Origin of the sequence: Streptomyces cavernae, from assembly GCF_004023625.1 — a bacterium.
Classification (GTDB): domain Bacteria; phylum Actinomycetota; class Actinomycetes; order Streptomycetales; family Streptomycetaceae; genus Streptomyces; species Streptomyces cavernae.
The window spans coordinates 18613-34193 of record NZ_RPDJ01000064.1 but is presented as its reverse complement, the minus strand read 5'-3'; the positions used below and the strand labels follow the sequence as shown (position 1 = coordinate 34193).

At 72.4% G+C, this 15581-nt stretch carries 12 protein-coding genes and 1 pseudogene; 10 read left to right on the top strand and 3 right to left on the bottom strand.

Features of this window, described 5'->3' with window-relative positions; genetic code table 11:
* Window positions 1-363: 363 nt before the first annotated feature.
* Window positions 364-573 (top strand): annotated as a pseudogene (locus EF387_RS43460) (dihydrofolate reductase family protein); the annotation flags it as partial.
* 225 nt (window positions 574-798) lie between these two features.
* Here the strand turns inward: EF387_RS43460 and EF387_RS43455 are convergent.
* Entirely contained in the window at window positions 799-2085 is a 1287-nt protein-coding gene (locus EF387_RS43455; RefSeq protein WP_128382123.1) for an NAD(P)H-dependent oxidoreductase, read from the bottom strand.
* A gap of 461 nt (window positions 2086-2546) precedes the next feature.
* On the opposite strand from EF387_RS43455, the gene EF387_RS43450 reads away from it, so the two are divergent.
* The 6 genes from EF387_RS43450 to EF387_RS43425 all read left to right on the top strand — a co-directional run bounded on the left by EF387_RS43450 (window position 2547) and on the right by EF387_RS43425 (window position 9375).
* Complete coding sequence (locus tag EF387_RS43450) at window positions 2547-4304, top strand: ABC transporter ATP-binding protein (protein ID WP_128382122.1); 1758 nt, start codon at window positions 2547-2549, stop codon at window positions 4302-4304.
* Window positions 4301-6043, top strand: a complete 1743-nt coding sequence (locus EF387_RS43445; protein WP_128382121.1) for an ABC transporter ATP-binding protein — start codon at window positions 4301-4303, stop codon at window positions 6041-6043. Before EF387_RS43450 ends, EF387_RS43445 begins: the two co-directional genes overlap by 4 nt.
* A gap of 68 nt (window positions 6044-6111) precedes the next feature.
* On the top strand, window positions 6112-6873 hold the full coding sequence (locus EF387_RS43440; RefSeq protein WP_128382120.1) for an SAM-dependent methyltransferase: 762 nt from the start codon (window positions 6112-6114) through the stop codon (window positions 6871-6873).
* A 94-nt stretch (window positions 6874-6967) separates the two neighbouring features.
* On the top strand, window positions 6968-7657 hold the full coding sequence (locus EF387_RS43435; protein WP_128382119.1) for a StsF protein: 690 nt from the start codon (window positions 6968-6970) through the stop codon (window positions 7655-7657).
* The gene (locus tag EF387_RS43430; protein WP_128382118.1) at window positions 7654-8646 is read left to right on the top strand and encodes a phosphotransferase family protein; all 993 of its coding nucleotides are present in this window, start codon (window positions 7654-7656) and stop codon (window positions 8644-8646) included. Before EF387_RS43435 ends, EF387_RS43430 begins: the two co-directional genes overlap by 4 nt.
* A gap of 45 nt (window positions 8647-8691) precedes the next feature.
* Complete coding sequence (locus EF387_RS43425) at window positions 8692-9375, top strand: HAD family hydrolase (protein WP_128382117.1); 684 nt, start codon at window positions 8692-8694, stop codon at window positions 9373-9375.
* On the opposite strand, the gene EF387_RS43420 is transcribed toward EF387_RS43425, so the two are convergent.
* Entirely contained in the window at window positions 9344-10618 is a 1275-nt protein-coding gene (locus EF387_RS43420) for a DegT/DnrJ/EryC1/StrS aminotransferase family protein (protein ID WP_128382116.1), read from the bottom strand. The genes EF387_RS43425 and EF387_RS43420 overlap by 32 nt on opposite strands.
* Window positions 10619-10851: 233 nt before the next feature.
* On the opposite strand from EF387_RS43420, the gene EF387_RS43415 reads away from it, so the two are divergent.
* Window positions 10852-12375, top strand: coding sequence for a GMC family oxidoreductase (locus EF387_RS43415; protein ID WP_128382115.1), 1524 nt, complete (start codon window positions 10852-10854; stop codon window positions 12373-12375).
* A gap of 45 nt (window positions 12376-12420) precedes the next feature.
* The gene (locus EF387_RS43410; protein WP_128382114.1) at window positions 12421-13656 is read left to right on the top strand and encodes a DegT/DnrJ/EryC1/StrS family aminotransferase; all 1236 of its coding nucleotides are present in this window, start codon (window positions 12421-12423) and stop codon (window positions 13654-13656) included.
* A 49-nt stretch (window positions 13657-13705) separates the two neighbouring features.
* Here EF387_RS43410 and EF387_RS43405 read toward each other — a convergent pair whose 3' ends face one another.
* Entirely contained in the window at window positions 13706-14479 is a 774-nt protein-coding gene (locus tag EF387_RS43405) for an inositol monophosphatase family protein (RefSeq protein WP_128382113.1), read from the bottom strand.
* 127 nt (window positions 14480-14606) lie between these two features.
* On the opposite strand from EF387_RS43405, the gene EF387_RS43400 reads away from it, so the two are divergent.
* Complete coding sequence (locus EF387_RS43400) at window positions 14607-15539, top strand: phosphotransferase (protein WP_128382112.1); 933 nt, start codon at window positions 14607-14609, stop codon at window positions 15537-15539.
* The last annotated feature ends 42 nt before the right edge of the window (window positions 15540-15581 follow it).

The window sequence follows — 15581 nt, the reverse complement described above, 5'->3', positions numbered from 1 at the left end:
GAACTCCACCGGTGCGAGCACGTACAACTGCGGCAACAGGGTCTCCTGGATCTCGGTTGGCTTCGCAACCCCGAGCTACCAAGAGGCCCTGCCGTCATGCCCGCAGCCGGCGGCAACCACCCGATCGGGCACCCCGTTCGACGCGCAGCCCTCAAGATCGGAACGACAACAGCTACTGAGGACATCGCTCCGTAGCCCTCAGAACCCATCCTTGAACCGGCCCTCCGGGCCCTCCGAAGCAGTGCCGTCCGCCGACCCGATCGGCTGCCGCGTCATGGGTTTTCTCGTTACTCCACAGCGCGGCCGATGAGTTTGTGGCTCCCGGCCGGTCCAAGCTCATGACACCTAGGAAAGGACACCGCCATGTCGGAGCTTCTCGTCGATTTCATCACCTCCCTCGACGGCCACGCATCGGGACAGGGATGGCCCGGGTTCTGGGGCCTGGAGGGCCCGGAGTACCTCGCATGGCTCGGCGAGCAGCCCGCGGCCACCTACTTGATGGGAGCGAACACCTACCGCCTGATGTCGGGCTTCGCCGCAGGCGAGGTCCCGGAGGGTCAAGACGAGTTCAGGCCTTGGGCGCGAGGCGCTCCGGGAGCGCGAACACCGGCGCGGTGTCACCGTGTGACTCATGGACGGATAACTCCGCACGCACGTCGTGATTCTTTCATTTCCGCAGCTTCCTGGCCTGATCCAGCGATTCTGCGGCACCACGGGGGCCTTGCCGCAAGCCCCCCCCGGTGGGCTATACGTTGAGAGTGCCGAGGAGTGGGTACACCTCCTTCTCCCGCGGTGGGGTCAGACGGCGAACAGCTTGTCCTGCTCCGCGCGGAGCGTGTCGACGAGCCGCCCCGGCGGGAGGGTCACGTCCCCGTAGCTGAGCACGGTGTCCTTGTCGACGGCTCGGCGCAGCACGCAGCCCTCAGAGATGCCCATCGGCAGCAGGTCGTCCGCCCGTGTCGCGGCGTGCGACTCGGCCACCCCGTAGGTGTCGTAGCCGCCGATCCCGTCCAGCACCGTGCCGGCCGGCAGGTCCCGCTTGGCGGTGGCCACCACATCGACCCGGGGACCCGCGGGCGGGGTCAGGGCCGCGTCCCCAAAGTCCACGGCACGGACCACGGTGTGCGGCACCTCGAAGTGGCATAGGTGGTAGGGCGTGTAGAAGGCGTACAGCGGACCTCGGCCCAGCTTGTACAGCTCCAAGTAGCTGCGCTGCACCGGGTCGTCGTGGGTGCCCAGGACGTACACACCGGGGGCGGGCTTGGTGCCCACCACGTAGTCCACGATGCCGCCGAACTCGCGCAGTTCGTCGACGTCGTACATCTGGGCCAGCTCGTCGACGTGGCCTGTGTGGTCGCGTCCGTACATGCCGCGCCGGGGCACGGTGAAGCCGAAGGCGTTGGCCACGATCGCCTGCTCGAAGGAGACCTTTGTCCCGTCGGTGAAGCTGGTGATCATGTGGACGTTCTGGCCCCACCGGTCGGCGAACGGCTGCTGGGTGGTGGGGGTGCGGTACTCGTCATGGAAGCCCTTGATGTTGCCGGCCACCAGCGGGGTCACGCCCAGACTGCGCACGAAGCGGAGCAGGTTGGCCTGCACCGCCGGCTGGTCGCCGTCCGCGCCGGTGAGCACGACCCCGGCCGAGCGGGCGCGGTGCGCGAGCAGCGGACCCACGGTGCAGTCGAGCTCGGCGTTCATCGTCACCACCGGTAGGCCCCGCTCGATGGCGCCGATGGTGATCCGGGCGCCGAAGTCCACCGCACCGGTGACGTCCACCAGACAGTCGATGCCCTCCGCGGCGATCAGCGCGAACGCGTCCTCGGTGACCACCGGCCGGCCCCCGCCCACCGCTGCCGAGATCGCGTCCGCAGTGTCGGCCCGCGCGGGCGCAAGCCCCGCCTCCTTGTAGGCGCGTTCGGCGTTGGCCGGATTGCGGTTGGAGATCGCCGCAACCCGCATGCCGGGCACCGAGGCGGAGATGTGCCGTACCAGGCCGCGCCCCATGTAGCCAGCGCCCACCATGCCGACCCTGATCGGCCGGTCCTCTTCCGCGCGGCGGCGCAGCGCGGTGTCGACGATGATCATCGGCTGCCCGCCGGAATTTCTGCCGACCCGGGCCGGCGGGCGGAGCACGGGGTGCCCGGGCGGCGGCCGGACGACGCGTCACACCGTTCGCCTGAGCGGAGAAGGCGCACGCCGCCTGAGCGGAGAGGGCGTGAGTCGCCCGAACGGAAAGGGCGTAAGGAGCGGGTGGGTGACCCGCGGTCGTCATCCGGTTGTTTCCGCTCGATGAGCGCCGCACCCGTCGGCGGAGTGGCGTGAACCAGCATGGCGAATCTCCGATGCCTGTCGATGCGTCAGGGAATGGCGAGACTAGGTCGGTGGCACGAAGCTGGGCAACAGCCGCCGGAGCGCGTCATGCCGACAGCGGCGCGGGGCTCTGGTGGCCGGCCTTTCGACTGCTTACCGTACGCAGTCGAACAACGAACAAGGCGCGGGCACAACGGAGTTGACGATCCGTCCGGAGTACTCGATATCGTCGCGCAATGCGTCCGCTCCCCGTCGCAGACCCAGGTCATCCCGATATCCGATCGGCCTCGCGCTATTTGCTGTGGCTCGCCGGCCGTATCGCCGGGCCACTGAGCGCGGCGGCCTTCCTGGGCCTGCTCTGGCTCGGCTCGCAGGCACTCATGCCGGTCGTCGTCCGCGAGGCCATCGACGAGGGGCTCGTTCCCGGCGACATGCGCGCCGTGCTGCTCTGGTCCGCCGTGCTCCTCGGCCTCGGCGTGGTTCAGGCGGTGTCCGGCATGATCCGGCGCCGGCTGAGCATGTACAACGCGCTGGCCGCGGGCTTCCGCACGGTGCAACTCGTGGTCGGCCACGCGGGCCGGCTCGGCGCGGACCTCGAACGCCGCGTCGACGACGGTGAACTCGTCAGCGTCGGCACCTCCGACATGACGACCATCGGCAACGCCTTCGACGTCGTCGGCAGGGCCTTCGGCGCCGTTGTCTCGACCCTGCTGGTGGCCGTGGTGCTGCTCGACCAGTCGCCCTCCCTCGCCCTGCTCCTGATTGTCGCCCTGCCCGCGATCATCCTCACCATGGGCTACACCCTGCGCCCGCTGCACCGCAGACAGAGCGCCTACCGGGAGCTCCAGGGCGAACTGACCTCCCGGCTCACCGATGTGGTCACCGGCCTCCGGGTCCTGCGCGGCGTCGGCGGCGAGACCTCCTTCGCCCGCTCCTACCGCCAGCGCTCCCAGCGGGTGCGCGCCGCCGGCTCCCGGGTCGCTGGCGCCGAGGCCCTGATCCGTGCCGCCCAGGTGCTGCTGCCCGGCCTGCTGGTCGGCACCGTCACCTGGATCGGCGCCCGCGCCGCGCTGACCGGCGCGGTCACGCCCGGCGAGCTCGTCGCCTTCTACGCGTACGCCGCCTTCCTCGTCGAACCGCTCGCCATCTTCACCGACACCGCCGACCGGTTCGCCCGCGCCCACGTCGCCGCCCGCCGCGCCATCGCCGTGCTCGCCCTGCCGACCGGTCCGCCCGACGGCACGCACGGCCGCACCCCTATACCCGCCGGTCCGCACGACCTGGTCGACGAGCGCACCGGACTGGTCGTGACCGCCGGCTCGTTCCTCGTGGTCGTCGCGCCGCCGGCCGACGGCGTACACCTGGCCGACCGGCTCGGAGGCTACGCCCACGGGCCCGTCCGCTACGCCGGGCTGCCGCTGACCGAGCTGCGCCGCTACGACCTCCTCAAACGCGTTCTCGTGGTCGACAACCGCTCCCGGCTCTTCCGCGGCCCCCTGCGCGACAGTCTCGACCCGCACCGCACCGCAGGCGACGAGGTGCACGCCGCGCTGCGGGTGGCCGCCGCGGAGGACATCGTCGAGGCGCTGCCCGACGGCCTGGACACCGAAATCACCGCCGACGGGAGCCGCTTCTCCGGCGGCCAGCGCCAGCGGCTGGTCCTCGCCCGCGCCGTGCTCGCTGACCCGGACGTCCTCGTCGTCGTCGACCCCACCTCCGCCGTCGACGCGCACACCGAGGACCGGATCGGCCGCCGGCTGCGGGCCGCCCGCGAGGGCCGCACCACCGTTCTCGTCAGCTCCAGCCCGCTGCTGCTCGACCACGCCCAGCAGGTCGCCCTCGTCCACGACGGCTCGGTCGTCGCCACCGGAGGCCACCGCGACCTGCTCGCCACCAGCGCCCTGTACCGCCGGGTCATCCAGCGCGAGACCGGCGCGGAGCCCACCGGGGACGCGCCCGCCACCAGCCTCCTCACCCGGGAGAACACGGAATGAGCAGGGCAGCACTGCCGGTCGCCGACACGGCGGAGGTACGCCGGCACGCCCGCGCCCTGGCCCGCCGTCACACCGGCGACCTCGGCCGGCTGCTGGCGCTGCACGGACTGGCCGCAGCGTGCGGCCTGGTCGCCCCCTGGCTGATCGGCCGGCTCATCGACGAGGTGGTCGGCGGCACCACGGCCGGCACCGTCGACCTGCTCGCCCTCGGCCTGCTGGCCTCACTGGTCGCCCAGGCAGCGCTCACCTACGGTGCGGTGCAGCGCTCCTGCCGGTTCGGCGAGAAGATCACCGCCGAGGTGCGCGAGGACTTCGTCGACCGGGTGGTGGACCTGCCGCTGTCCACCGTCGAGGACGCCGAACCCGGCGACCTGATCACCCGCGCCTCGCGCGACACCGACGCCCTCACCAACACCGTCCGCTACGCCGCGCCCGAGACCCTGATCGCCTCACTGACCTGCCTGTTCACCTTCGGAGCCCTGCTGCTGACCGGCCCGCTCACCGCGCTGCCCAGCCTTCTCGTCATCCCGCCCCTGTGGATCGGCACCCGCTGGTACCTACGGCGCTCCGGCATCGCCTACCGCAGGCGCGGGGCCAGTTACGTGGCGCTCGGCGACAGCCTCGCCGAGACGGTGCCAGGGGCCCGCACCGCCGAGGCGTTCGGCCTCCAGCAATGGCGCCGCCGGGCGCTCGACCGCGACCTGGGCACGGCCTACCGGGCCGAGCGGCACACCATGTGGCTGCGCAGCTCCTGGTACCTGCTGGTGGAGCTCAGCTACGCCGTCCCGCTGGTCGCCACCCTCGCCATCGGCGGGCTGCTCCACACCCAGGGCCTCGCCTCGCTGGGCCAGGTGGTCGCCGCGACCCTCTACGTACGGCAGCTCATCTTCCCCCTGGACGACGTGCTGAGCTGGATGGACGAGCTCCAGATCGGCTCGGCCTCGCTGGCCCGGGTCCTCGGGGTGAGCAAGCTGCCCGCCGACCGCGAGCCCACCGGCGCCGGGCCCGCGGGCCAGGACCTCACCGCCCGCGCGGTCACCTACTCCTACGTGCGCGGACGCCCCGTCCTGCACGGCGTCGACCTGGAAGTCGCGCCGGGTGAACGGCTCGCCGTCGTCGGCCCCTCCGGGTCCGGCAAGTCCACCCTCGGCAAGCTGCTCGCCGGTATCTACCACCCCGGCTCCGGTACGGTCCGCCTCGGCGGCGTACCGCTGGTCGAGCTGAGCACCCGCGACCTGCGTGGCCGCATAGCCCTGGTCACCCAGGAACACCACATCTTCCGCGGCACCCTGCGGGAGAACCTCACCCTCGCCCGGCCAGCCGCCGACGACACCGAGGTGCGCCGCGCCCTGGACGTTGTCGGCGCGGGCGACTGGGCGGCGGCCCTGCCCTACGGCCTGGACACCCCGGTCGGCTCCACCGGGCACGACCTCACCGCCGCACAGGCCCAACAGATGGCCCTGGCCCGGCTGCTGCTCGCCGACCCGCACACCCTGGTGCTCGACGAGGCTACTGCGCTGCTTGACCCGGCCACGGCGCGGCACACCGAACGAGCCATGGCCGCCGTCCTGAGCGACCGGTCCGTCATCGCCATCGCGCACCGGCTGCACACTGCCGAGGACGCCGACCGGATCGCGGTCGTCGAGAACGGCCGTATCACCGAACTGGGCAGCCACCACGAACTGCTGGCCGCCGACGGCGCCTACGCCGCACTGTGGCGCGCCTGGCACGGCGAATGAAATAGCAGTACGCGGACGGCGATTGAAATCGTTGCGGCGAATACGGCTCCGAACCTAGCCTGAGGAATATGAACCCAAGGCAGCCGCATGTGGACTGGGACGCCCTTTTCGGCGACGACTACGACTACTTCGATCTCCCTGATCTCACACCGGAACTGAGTGAGAAGGAAGCGTCGAGCATGGTCGCACTCGGCGGATTCGAACCGGGAATGGACCTCCTGGACGCCCCGTGCGGGCACGGCCGACACGCAAACGTGCTGGCCTCGCGAGGCTATCGGGTGGTCGGCATCGACCGCGACGAGCGCTTTCTCGCGATGGCCCGCAGCGAGGCCCGGGAAATGGGGGTCCAGGTCGATTACCGGCACGTCGACCTGCGGGAGATGTCCTTCGAGGCGAAATTCGACGCGGCCGTCTCCTGGTACAGTTCCTTCGGCTACTTCGACGACGAGACGGACCGCGACATTCTCCGGCGCTACCGCCGCGCGCTCCGTCCCGGCGGCCGGTTTCTGCTCGACATGCATTCCCCCTACCGGCACATTCCGAGCGTGCTCGCCAATCACGAGATGCACGTCGACATCCTGCGCCGGGGGTCGGACATGGCCGTCGACATCCAGGAACTGGACGCCGAGGCAAGCCGCTACTACGCGGAGAAGATCACCATTCGCGACGGCAAGGCAGAGCGGGCCCGCTACAGCGTCCGCATGTTCACCGCCCCCGAAATCCTCGAGTGGTTCCGGGCCGCCGGCTTCTCCCACGCGCGGGTCATGAACGAGACCGGCGGCACCTTCACCGTCAGCAGCCGCCGCCTCGTGGTCCTCGGCACCGCCTGAACCACCCCCGCGCCCGTCCCCGCCGGGTCACGCGTGCCCGGCCTCGTCCAAGACAGCCCACCGTGACGACCATCCGCGAAAAAGAGGGGTTCCCGTGGACGTCCACTCCGCCCAGCCCGTGGCCTCGACCGGCCGGTTCCGCACCGAGGGCGCCGACATCGGCATCGACGCCCTGCGCGCCCACTACTCCGCCCACCGCTGCGCCCAGATACCGCGGGTCACCGATGTCACCGAGCTCAAGGCGGCGGCCCTGTCGGCCTACCGGGAACTGGGCGACGAGGTCGAGCTCGACGCCCAGGAGCACACCTCCGCCGACGGCGGGCTCGGCTACGGCTTCCGGCTGCGGCGAATCGACACCAAGACCGACTCACCCGCCCACGCCGAACGCGTCACCACCGTCCTGCGGAACCACGGCCTGCTCGACTGGGCCGAACACGCGGCCCACCAGCTGCTGCCCGTCGTCGACACCATCACCGGCCGCGGGCTGCACTACGAACGGGTGTTCCTGCTGGTCTACCGCGAGGGCGACTACATCGGCCCGCACGGCGCCGAGGAGGACACCGACCTCGACCGGTTCAACCTCCAGTTCCCGCTCTGCTACGGCACCGTCGGCTCCATGCGCGTCCTGCGCCAGGGCTTCCTGGAGCCGATGTACGACCGCGACGGCGACGCCCGCCTCCTCGGCCCGCGCATGTGGCACGAGGTGCCGCCGCTGCTCCGGCTGCCCGACGGCCCGGACCCGCTGCGCCTGGTCGTGTCACTGCGACTGAGGGCGCACGGATGACCGGCGTCGCCACCGGCGCCGAACGCGCGGCGCGCGCCGCCGAGACCGCCGCCGTGGCCGCCGATGTCTTCCGGCGCCACGGCGCGGACTTCGCCGCCGCGCGCCGCGCGGCCGGCTGGACGAACGCCACCTGGCTGGGCGGCGGGCTCGCCGTACGCGTCGCCGGCTCCGCCGGAGTCCAAGACCTGGTCCGCGAGACCCGGCTGGCCGCCCTGCTGCCACCCGAGGTGGGCTACCCGACGGTTCTGGATTCCGGCGCGACCCGCGGTTTCGAGTGGGTCGTCACCCGGGAGATCGCCGCGACCAGCCTGGACGACGCCTGGGACACCCTGGACGGCGAACGGCGGGTGGCCGCGGCACGCCGGCTGTGGGAGCGCGCCCGGGCGGTGCACCGGGTCGACCCGGCCGCCGCCGCGGCCGTGGCCCGGCCCCACAACCCCTTCTACGCCATCTCCCCGGACGAGGCCATGGCCGCCCTCCTGCGGCTCCACACGGCAGGGGTGCTCACCCGGGACGAACGCGCACGGCTGAGTACCGCGCTCGACCGCCACTGGGCGGCCCTGCCCGATGCCCCCCGGGTGCTCAACCACGGCGACCTCTCCCCGGTCAACGCGCTGTGGGACGGCACCGACGTGGTGGCCCTGCTGGACTTCGAGTTCGCCGTCCTCGCCCCCGTACAACTCGACCTGAATGAAGTGGTGAAGCTGGCCTTCGCGCCCCCGCCGGTCGGCGCCGGGTCGACCGCCCGGGAACGCGCCGACCGGGCACTGCTACAGGAGGCGGTGGCCGAACTGGCCCGGCCGCTGCTGCGCACCGACGCGGACGCCGACCTGCTGATCGGCCACTCCATCCAGCTCGAGACCTGGGGCCTGGAGCGCGAGCTGGCCAAGCCCGGCAGGAAGGACTACGAGGACTGGGAGCCGTACCGGATGCTCGTCGCCTGCGCGCACACCGACGGCGGTTGTTACGCCCCCCTGCTGGGGCGTTGAGCCCGCAGGGCCGTCACCGGCTCCCGGGGGGAAAGGGTCTGAAGCATGATTCGAGCGTTGTTCGTGGACGCCGGCGGCGTGCTCTACAACAACATCAACGAGGAGACGGACTTCCTCGACCGGGTCGCCGACCGGTACGGCGTGGACCGCGCCGAACTCGCCCGGCGCGTGGAGGCGTCGGCGCCCCGGTACGAGAGCGGCGCACGCCATGTGCACCAGGTGCTGAGAAGCCTCGTCGCGGACGGAACGGGACCACCGGCCGGCATCACACCCGAGGAGGCGCGGTGGCTGGACCGCGCGTACCTGGGCTCCGTCCGTGCCCACCGGGACAACTTCCGCGCCCTGCGCCGCCTGCGCGAGGAGCGGCCGGGCCTGACGACGGTCCTCACCAACAACGAGGCGGAGCACTGGGACCGTATGAAGGACGCTGCCTACGGGCACTTCGCCCTGTTCGACGCGCTGTACTCGTCATGGCGCGTCGGCCGGGTGAAACCGGCGCTGTCGTTCTTCACCGAGGCCCTGCGGGGTTGCCGGGTGGCGGCCGCCGAGACGCTGCTCGTCGACGACCGCGTCACGGTGCTGAGGGCGGGGGCGGAACTGGGGATGCACACGCTGCACGTGTCCACCCCGGAGGTTCTCGCCGAGCGGCTCGGCGCGGCGATCCGCGGGGACGTGCTGCCTCCCATCCGTGACCCCCTCAGCGAGGGATCTCCCGGACGTTGTCCATGACCTTCCGGAACGCCCGGGCGATGTCGTCGATGGCGTCGAGCGGGGCCAGCAGCACCTCGTGGCCGAAGCTCACCACGCTCTCATGAATGCGCTTGGCGACCGGGAGGTCGAACCGCGCCGGGTCCACCCGCTCCAGGTAGCGCGCGTCGGTGGCGAACCGCCGGCGCGAGGCGGGCCGGTGCAGCGGGTTGTCGTTCAGCGGCCGGTGGGTCAGCATCACCGGGAAGCCCAGCTCGGCGGTGAGCGCCCGGGCGATCCGCTCCACCGGTGCCACCGCCAGCACCTCGTCGGGCAGCCGCACCATGAAGCGGTAGTAGGCCCGGGCGGTGGTGCCCGGTGAGGTGTCCTGCACCGTCATCCCCATGTCGGCGAGCCGGCCAGTCAGATGGTCGGCGGCACGCACCCGGCGGGCGTTCTGTCCGTCCAGCAGGGCAAGCTGGTCCAGCAGCACCGCCGCGTGGAACTCCGACAGGCAGGCGTTGCTGCCCATCAGCCGGCCGGTCTCCTCCAGCTCCATCTCGCCCACGCCCACCGGTCCTTGGCGCACGATCCGCCCGTCCGCCCGCAGATGCTCCGCGCGGTTGGCGATCTCCGCGTCATCGGTCACCAGCGCACCGCCCTCGCCGCAGGTCAGCAACTTGCTGCCCTGCATGCTGAACACCCCCGCCGCACCGAACGCACCCACCGGCCAGTCGCCGTAACCGGCGCCGTGCGCGTGCGCGCAGTCCTCGATCAGGGGCAGACCGTGCCGCTGGGCGATGTCCAGCAGCGAGTCCAGGTCCGCCACCGCCGAGTACGCGTGCACCACGGTGATGGCCCGCGTCCGTTCCGTGATCGCCGACTCCACGGCCGCCGGATTGAGGCAGTACGTGGCCGGATCGACGTCCACCAGCACCGGTACGGCGTTGATGCCGAGCACGGCCGACGCGGACGCCACCCAGCTCAGACCGGGCACAATCACCTCGTCCCCGGCCCCCACCCCGCACGCCTCCAGCGCGATGGCCAGCGAGGCGGTTCCCGTCGCCATCGGCACGCACATCGCCGAACGGCAGTAGTCCGCGAATGCGGCCGCGAATTGGCGCTCGTAGGACTGCCGCCCCTGATATGCGCAGCTGATGGTCCAGCGGCCGCTGGTCAATACGTCCTCGAGGCTTTTCAGTGCCCGCTCGCCCGGCTGTGGCCAACTGGGCCACTCCCGCTCCGTCAGACGCGGTCCACCGGAGATCGCCAGTGCATTTCCCATGATTGCCCTCGCTTTCGAGAATGCGACGGATGGGCATCGGAATTTACGCACCCCCACCAGCCGTACGCCACAGTGCGCACGGTACGCCCGGACCACCGGGAACTCCCGGCCGTGTTCGACCGGGGAAGACACGCAGTCGAACGGGATGGGTACGCTGCGGCGAACCGGCCGCCCGGATATCAGGTCGCCTCTTCACGGCCGGAGGCGGGAAAGCATCAGGCGAGGAGTCAGAGATGTCCGGCAATCCCCCGTCGCACCACGACCTGGCCGCCTCCCGTGCCGAGGGACCGGGCCCGTGGGGACCTCCTCCGCGGCACGCCCGGACGGTGATCGTCGGCGGCGGCCTCGCGGGCGTCGAACTCGCCGCCGCGCTGGCCGGCCACGGCGCCGAAGACGTCCTGTTGCTGGAGGCGGGCCCCGGCGAGGACCTGTCCCACATCCACATGACGCACCCGCGGGGGGCCGCCACCGAGGTCGTCTTCGCGCCAGAGCGCGACCCGCACTTCCACCGGCCCTGGCGGTCCGACGTGCCCCCGCACTACACCGGCATCTCCGGGCTGCGACGCCGGCTGGGCGGCCGGTCCCTGTACTGGCACGGCGTCATCCTGCCGCTGGAGGACTGGGCGCTGCGCACGCCCGAGTGGCCCGCCGAGGTCGTGGCCGACCTGACCACCGCCGCCGCCGGAGGGCCGTCCTGGTACGACCGGGTCACCGCGGACCTGACCGCCTGGAGCGGCGGCGTGCTGTGGGACCCCGCGCAGCCCGCCCGGACCCCGTTCGGCGGTCGGGAGTTCCGCCCCCTGCCCCGGGCCTGCCGGCACCTGCCGGGCACCGGCCGCTGGGAGGCGTACACCGCGCTGGCCGCCTGGCGCGGGCCCGGCGGCCGCCCCGCCCCGCCCCCCGGCGTCCGGGTGCGCTGCGATACCGACGTGCTCGCCGTGGACGTGCGGAACGGCCGGGCCCGCGGGGTCCTGGTGCGCGCCGCCGACGGCACCGTGGCGACGGTCGCCGCCGACACCGTGGTGCTGTGCGCGGGCACCGTGGAGAGCACCCGGCTGGCCGCGCACGCCCTCACCGAGGCGGGCGCACTGCGCGCCCCCCGGCTCGGCAGCCTCGCCGACCACATCGTGCAGGGCTTCGTGGTCCGGCTGCCCGCCGGCCGGCTGCCCGCACCCGGCTCGTACCACCTGCCGGCGGACCCCGTGCTCCGCTCCTACCTGCGGATGGACGTGCACGACGAGGGGCACGGCGAGGCGCTGCTGGACGTACGGGTCACCGGCGAGCAACTCCCCAACGAGGACAGCGTGGTGGAGGGCCGGCCGTCCGCCGGACAGCCCTGGAGGGCGCACGTCCGCACCGAACTGCTGCCCGAGGACCGCAAGATGATCGGCGGCCAGCGCGACCTGCTGCGCGCCTTCTGGGCGGCGGCCGCACGGGAACTGGGACTGCCCGCCGCACCCCTGGAGTTCACCGGGTTCGGCGACGCCGACCGCGACAACACCCGGGTGCTGCCCGACCACACCCGCGGCCAGGCCACCGGCCGGCCCGAGACCTGGGCGAGCCTGCTCGGCACCGAGGACCACGAGGGCGGCAGTCTGCCGCTCGGCCGGCTGCTCGACGCACGCCAGGCCTTCCCCGCGCTGCCCGGTCTGTACGCCGCCGGGCCGGCCGTGTTCCCCCGCCTGGGCGCCGCCAACCCGTCCTTGACCACCATCGCGCTGTCCCGTCGGCTCGCATCCCTGCTCGCGGCCGGCTGACACCGCACGCCCGGACCACCGGGCGACACCCAGGGAGGAATCACAGTGCCGGGACCGGGCTACCGCTTCTTTGGCGACGAGGAGCGCGCCAATGTGATGGCCGTGCTCGACCGCTGGTACGCGGGCCGAGAGGCGTTCGACGACCCCGGCGAGGGGGAGTGGGTCCGCCACTTCGAACGGGCGGCGGCCGAGCGCTTCGGCGCCGCCCACTGCCTCAGCGTCAACAGCGGGACGTCCGCGCTGGTCGCGGCCCTCGTGGGCCTCGGCATCGGACCGGGTGACGAGGTCATCGTGCCCGGCTACATGTTCGTCGCCTCGATCGCCGCGGTACTGCACTGCGGTGCCGATGTCGTGCTCGCGGAGATCGACGAGTCCCTCACCCTGGACCCGGACGACGTACGGGCCAGGATCACCCCCCGCACCCGGGCGATCATGCCCGTGCACATGCTGGGCGCCCCTTCGGACATGGACGCGCTGCGCGCCCTCGCCGACGAACACGGCCTGCTCCTGCTGGAGGACTGCGCCCAGAGCGCCGGTGGCAGCCACCGGGGCCGCCCGCTCGGCACCCTGGGCAGCGCCGGCACCTTCTCCCTCAACCACTACAAGGTGATCACCTCGCTCCAGGGCGGGTTCTTGCTCACCGACGACCCGCTGGTCTTCCAGCGGGCTTACTCCTTCCACGACCAGGGCTGGTTCCCCTACCGCCAGGACAGCGGCCGGGGCGACCTGCTGCTCGGCATGAACCTGGGACTCGGCGAACTGCACGCCGCCGTGGCGCTCGCCCAGCTCGGCAAGCTCGACCGCATCCTCGGCCGGGTCCGCGACGTCAAGCAGCGGCTGGTCCGGGCCGTCGGCGAACTGCCCGGAGTGCGCCGAAGGCACCTGCACGATCCCGAGGGGGAGTGCGGCACGACCGCCGTGTACGTCTTCGACGACGCCGCGCACGCCCGGGACGTCGCCGCCCGGCTCGGCACCCGGACGCTGCTCTACTCGCCGACGCACTACTACGGCGGGCTGCCCGCGCTCACCGCGTTCGGCCGCGGCGACCGTTCCACCGTGCCCTTCCGCGCCCCCGGCGGCCGCCCTGCCCCGCACGCGTTCGAGCCCGGCGCCCTGCCCCACACCGACAGCGTCCTCGCGCGTTCCCTCGCTCTGGCGACCGGCGTCTCCGACGGCTACCTCGGCCCCGGATTCGGCGTCCACCCCGGCTCCTCGGACGCGGAGATCGACCGCGTGGCGGACACCTTCCGCCGCGCGGTCAAGGGCGAGGCGCTGACCTGAGCGGTGCGGGCAGCGCGGGACCGGCCGGCGGCGGCGCCGGCTGGTGACCTCACACCCCCGCGTCCCGCAGCAGCCCGGCCAGCCTGTCCGCGACGCCGTCCGCCGCGTACAGCAACCAGCGTCCGTCCAGCCGTCCGCCGCCGCGCAGGTCGTCGACGTGCCCCCCGGCCTCCCGCACCAGCAGGGCGGCCGGGGCACGGTCCCAGACGTGGCCGCCCTCGTCGACCACCGCGTCGGCCCGGCCCTCCAGCAGATCCGCGACCAGGCACACCGGGGACTCCACCCACCGCACCCGGTCGCGCACCGGCTCGACGGGGGAACCCGGCATCAGGAAGCCGCCCACCCGGGCCTCGGCCAGCGGCACCGCCGCCCCGGGGACGCGCAGCCGACGTGCCGCCGACAACGGCTGTCCATCGGTGGACGCGAACGCCCCCCGGCCCCGGACCGCCCACCACCTGACACCCTCGGTGGGCCGGCTCAGCACGGCGGCCCGCAGCTCACCGTCGACCTCCAGGGCCACATGGGTGCCCCAGTCGCGCGCCACGGCCAGGAACGGGATCGTCCCGTCGATGGGGTCCAGTATCCAGCGGCGCCGGGACGTGCTCCTCAGCGCGCCGCATTCTTCGCTCAGCACCCCGTCCCCGGGCCGTTCCGCCGCCAGCACCGCCAGCATCGCCCGCTCCACGGCGAGGTCGGCCTCGCTGACCGGGCTGCCGTCGCTCTTGTGCCGCGCGGCCGGCCGCCGCCCGAAGAATCCCAGCGCCAATTCGCCCGCCAGATCGGCGAGTCGGTGCGCCAGCAGTACGTCACTGTCATTCTCCATCGGCCCACCATATCCACGGACGGATTACCGGTGGCGCGCCGCATTCCCCGCCGCCATTCCCGGCGCCGGACGGTTGAACACCCGCTCGGAAAAAGACCCGTGGCCGCTCCCGGTGTTAGCCTCTGGCATGCTCTTGGAGAACAAGCTCGTGGATCGCCGGAGCCTTGTCCGGCTTGTCGAGGAGAACTTCCAGGAATACATACCGAGCGGCCGGGAATTGCCCGATCCGAAATTCTTCCCGCTCGGCGAGGACAGTTGGTCCTACCGCTGCGGACCCCTGTGGATCAGTGTCCGCCGCGATCTGGACGGGCATTTCCCCGGGGCGTACGAAGTGGCGCTCCTGCTGCGCGAGAGCGGCAAGGGGTACGTGCTCGCGCCGCTCGCCGGACGGGACGGACGGGTGGTGCACCGGATCGCCGACTTCCCCATCGTGGTCTTCCCGTACGTGGAGCGTGCCACCGCCTCCTCGGCCCCGCCCACCTCCGCACAACTGGACCTGCTCATCCGCCAGTTGCGCGAGGTGCACGGTTTCGAGCCGCCCGCCGACCGGCACGTCGACGTACCCACCGAGGACTTCCGCTTCCCCTTCGAGAACGACCTCGACAAGGCGCTGGAGGCGGCACTGAGCGGCGGCGCCGCGGAGTGCGGCCCCTACGGCGGCCGGCTGGCCGGTCTGGTGACCCGGCGGTGGGACCACCTCACCGCGCTGCGCGAGGAAGCAGCCCGAGTGGCCGCCCGGTGCACCGCGCAGTGGCGCGGCGAACGCCCCGCGCTGACCCACGGCGACCCCAGCCCGGCGAACGTCCTGTTCGGGCGGGGCGTGGACATCATCGACTGGGGCGGGGCGATGTGGGCCCCGCCGGAACGCGACTGGGCCGCCCTGACCCGGGTGTTCGGCGCCGCCCCCGAGGGCCGCCCGGCGTTCCTGCGCTTCTACGAACTGCGCTGGACCCTCGCTGAGATCGCCGAGTACGCCGGCCGCTTCACCGGCCCCCACACCGGCGACGCCGACGACGACGCCATGTGGGGTCGGCTGGCCCGCTACCTCCCCGCCGCCTGAAACCCGTCCACCGCCGCAAGCGTCCCGTGACCGACTCGTACC

Coding starts and splice junctions, on each gene's coding strand:
- EF387_RS43450 (WP_128382122.1), top strand. CDS start 2,547: ATGCGTCCGCTCCCCGTCGCAGACCCAGGTCATCCCGATATCCGATCG.
- EF387_RS43405 (WP_128382113.1), bottom strand. CDS start 14,479: ATGGAGAATGACAGTGACGTACTGCTGGCGCACCGACTCGCCGATCTG.
- EF387_RS43440 (WP_128382120.1), top strand. CDS start 6,112: ATGAACCCAAGGCAGCCGCATGTGGACTGGGACGCCCTTTTCGGCGAC.
- EF387_RS43455 (WP_128382123.1), bottom strand. CDS start 2,085: ATGATCATCGTCGACACCGCGCTGCGCCGCCGCGCGGAAGAGGACCGG.
- EF387_RS43415 (WP_128382115.1), top strand. CDS start 10,852: ATGTCCGGCAATCCCCCGTCGCACCACGACCTGGCCGCCTCCCGTGCC.
- EF387_RS43430 (WP_128382118.1), top strand. CDS start 7,654: ATGACCGGCGTCGCCACCGGCGCCGAACGCGCGGCGCGCGCCGCCGAG.
- EF387_RS43400 (WP_128382112.1), top strand. CDS start 14,607: ATGCTCTTGGAGAACAAGCTCGTGGATCGCCGGAGCCTTGTCCGGCTT.
- EF387_RS43445 (WP_128382121.1), top strand. CDS start 4,301: ATGAGCAGGGCAGCACTGCCGGTCGCCGACACGGCGGAGGTACGCCGG.
- EF387_RS43420 (WP_128382116.1), bottom strand. CDS start 10,618: ATGGGAAATGCACTGGCGATCTCCGGTGGACCGCGTCTGACGGAGCGG.
- EF387_RS43425 (WP_128382117.1), top strand. CDS start 8,692: ATGATTCGAGCGTTGTTCGTGGACGCCGGCGGCGTGCTCTACAACAAC.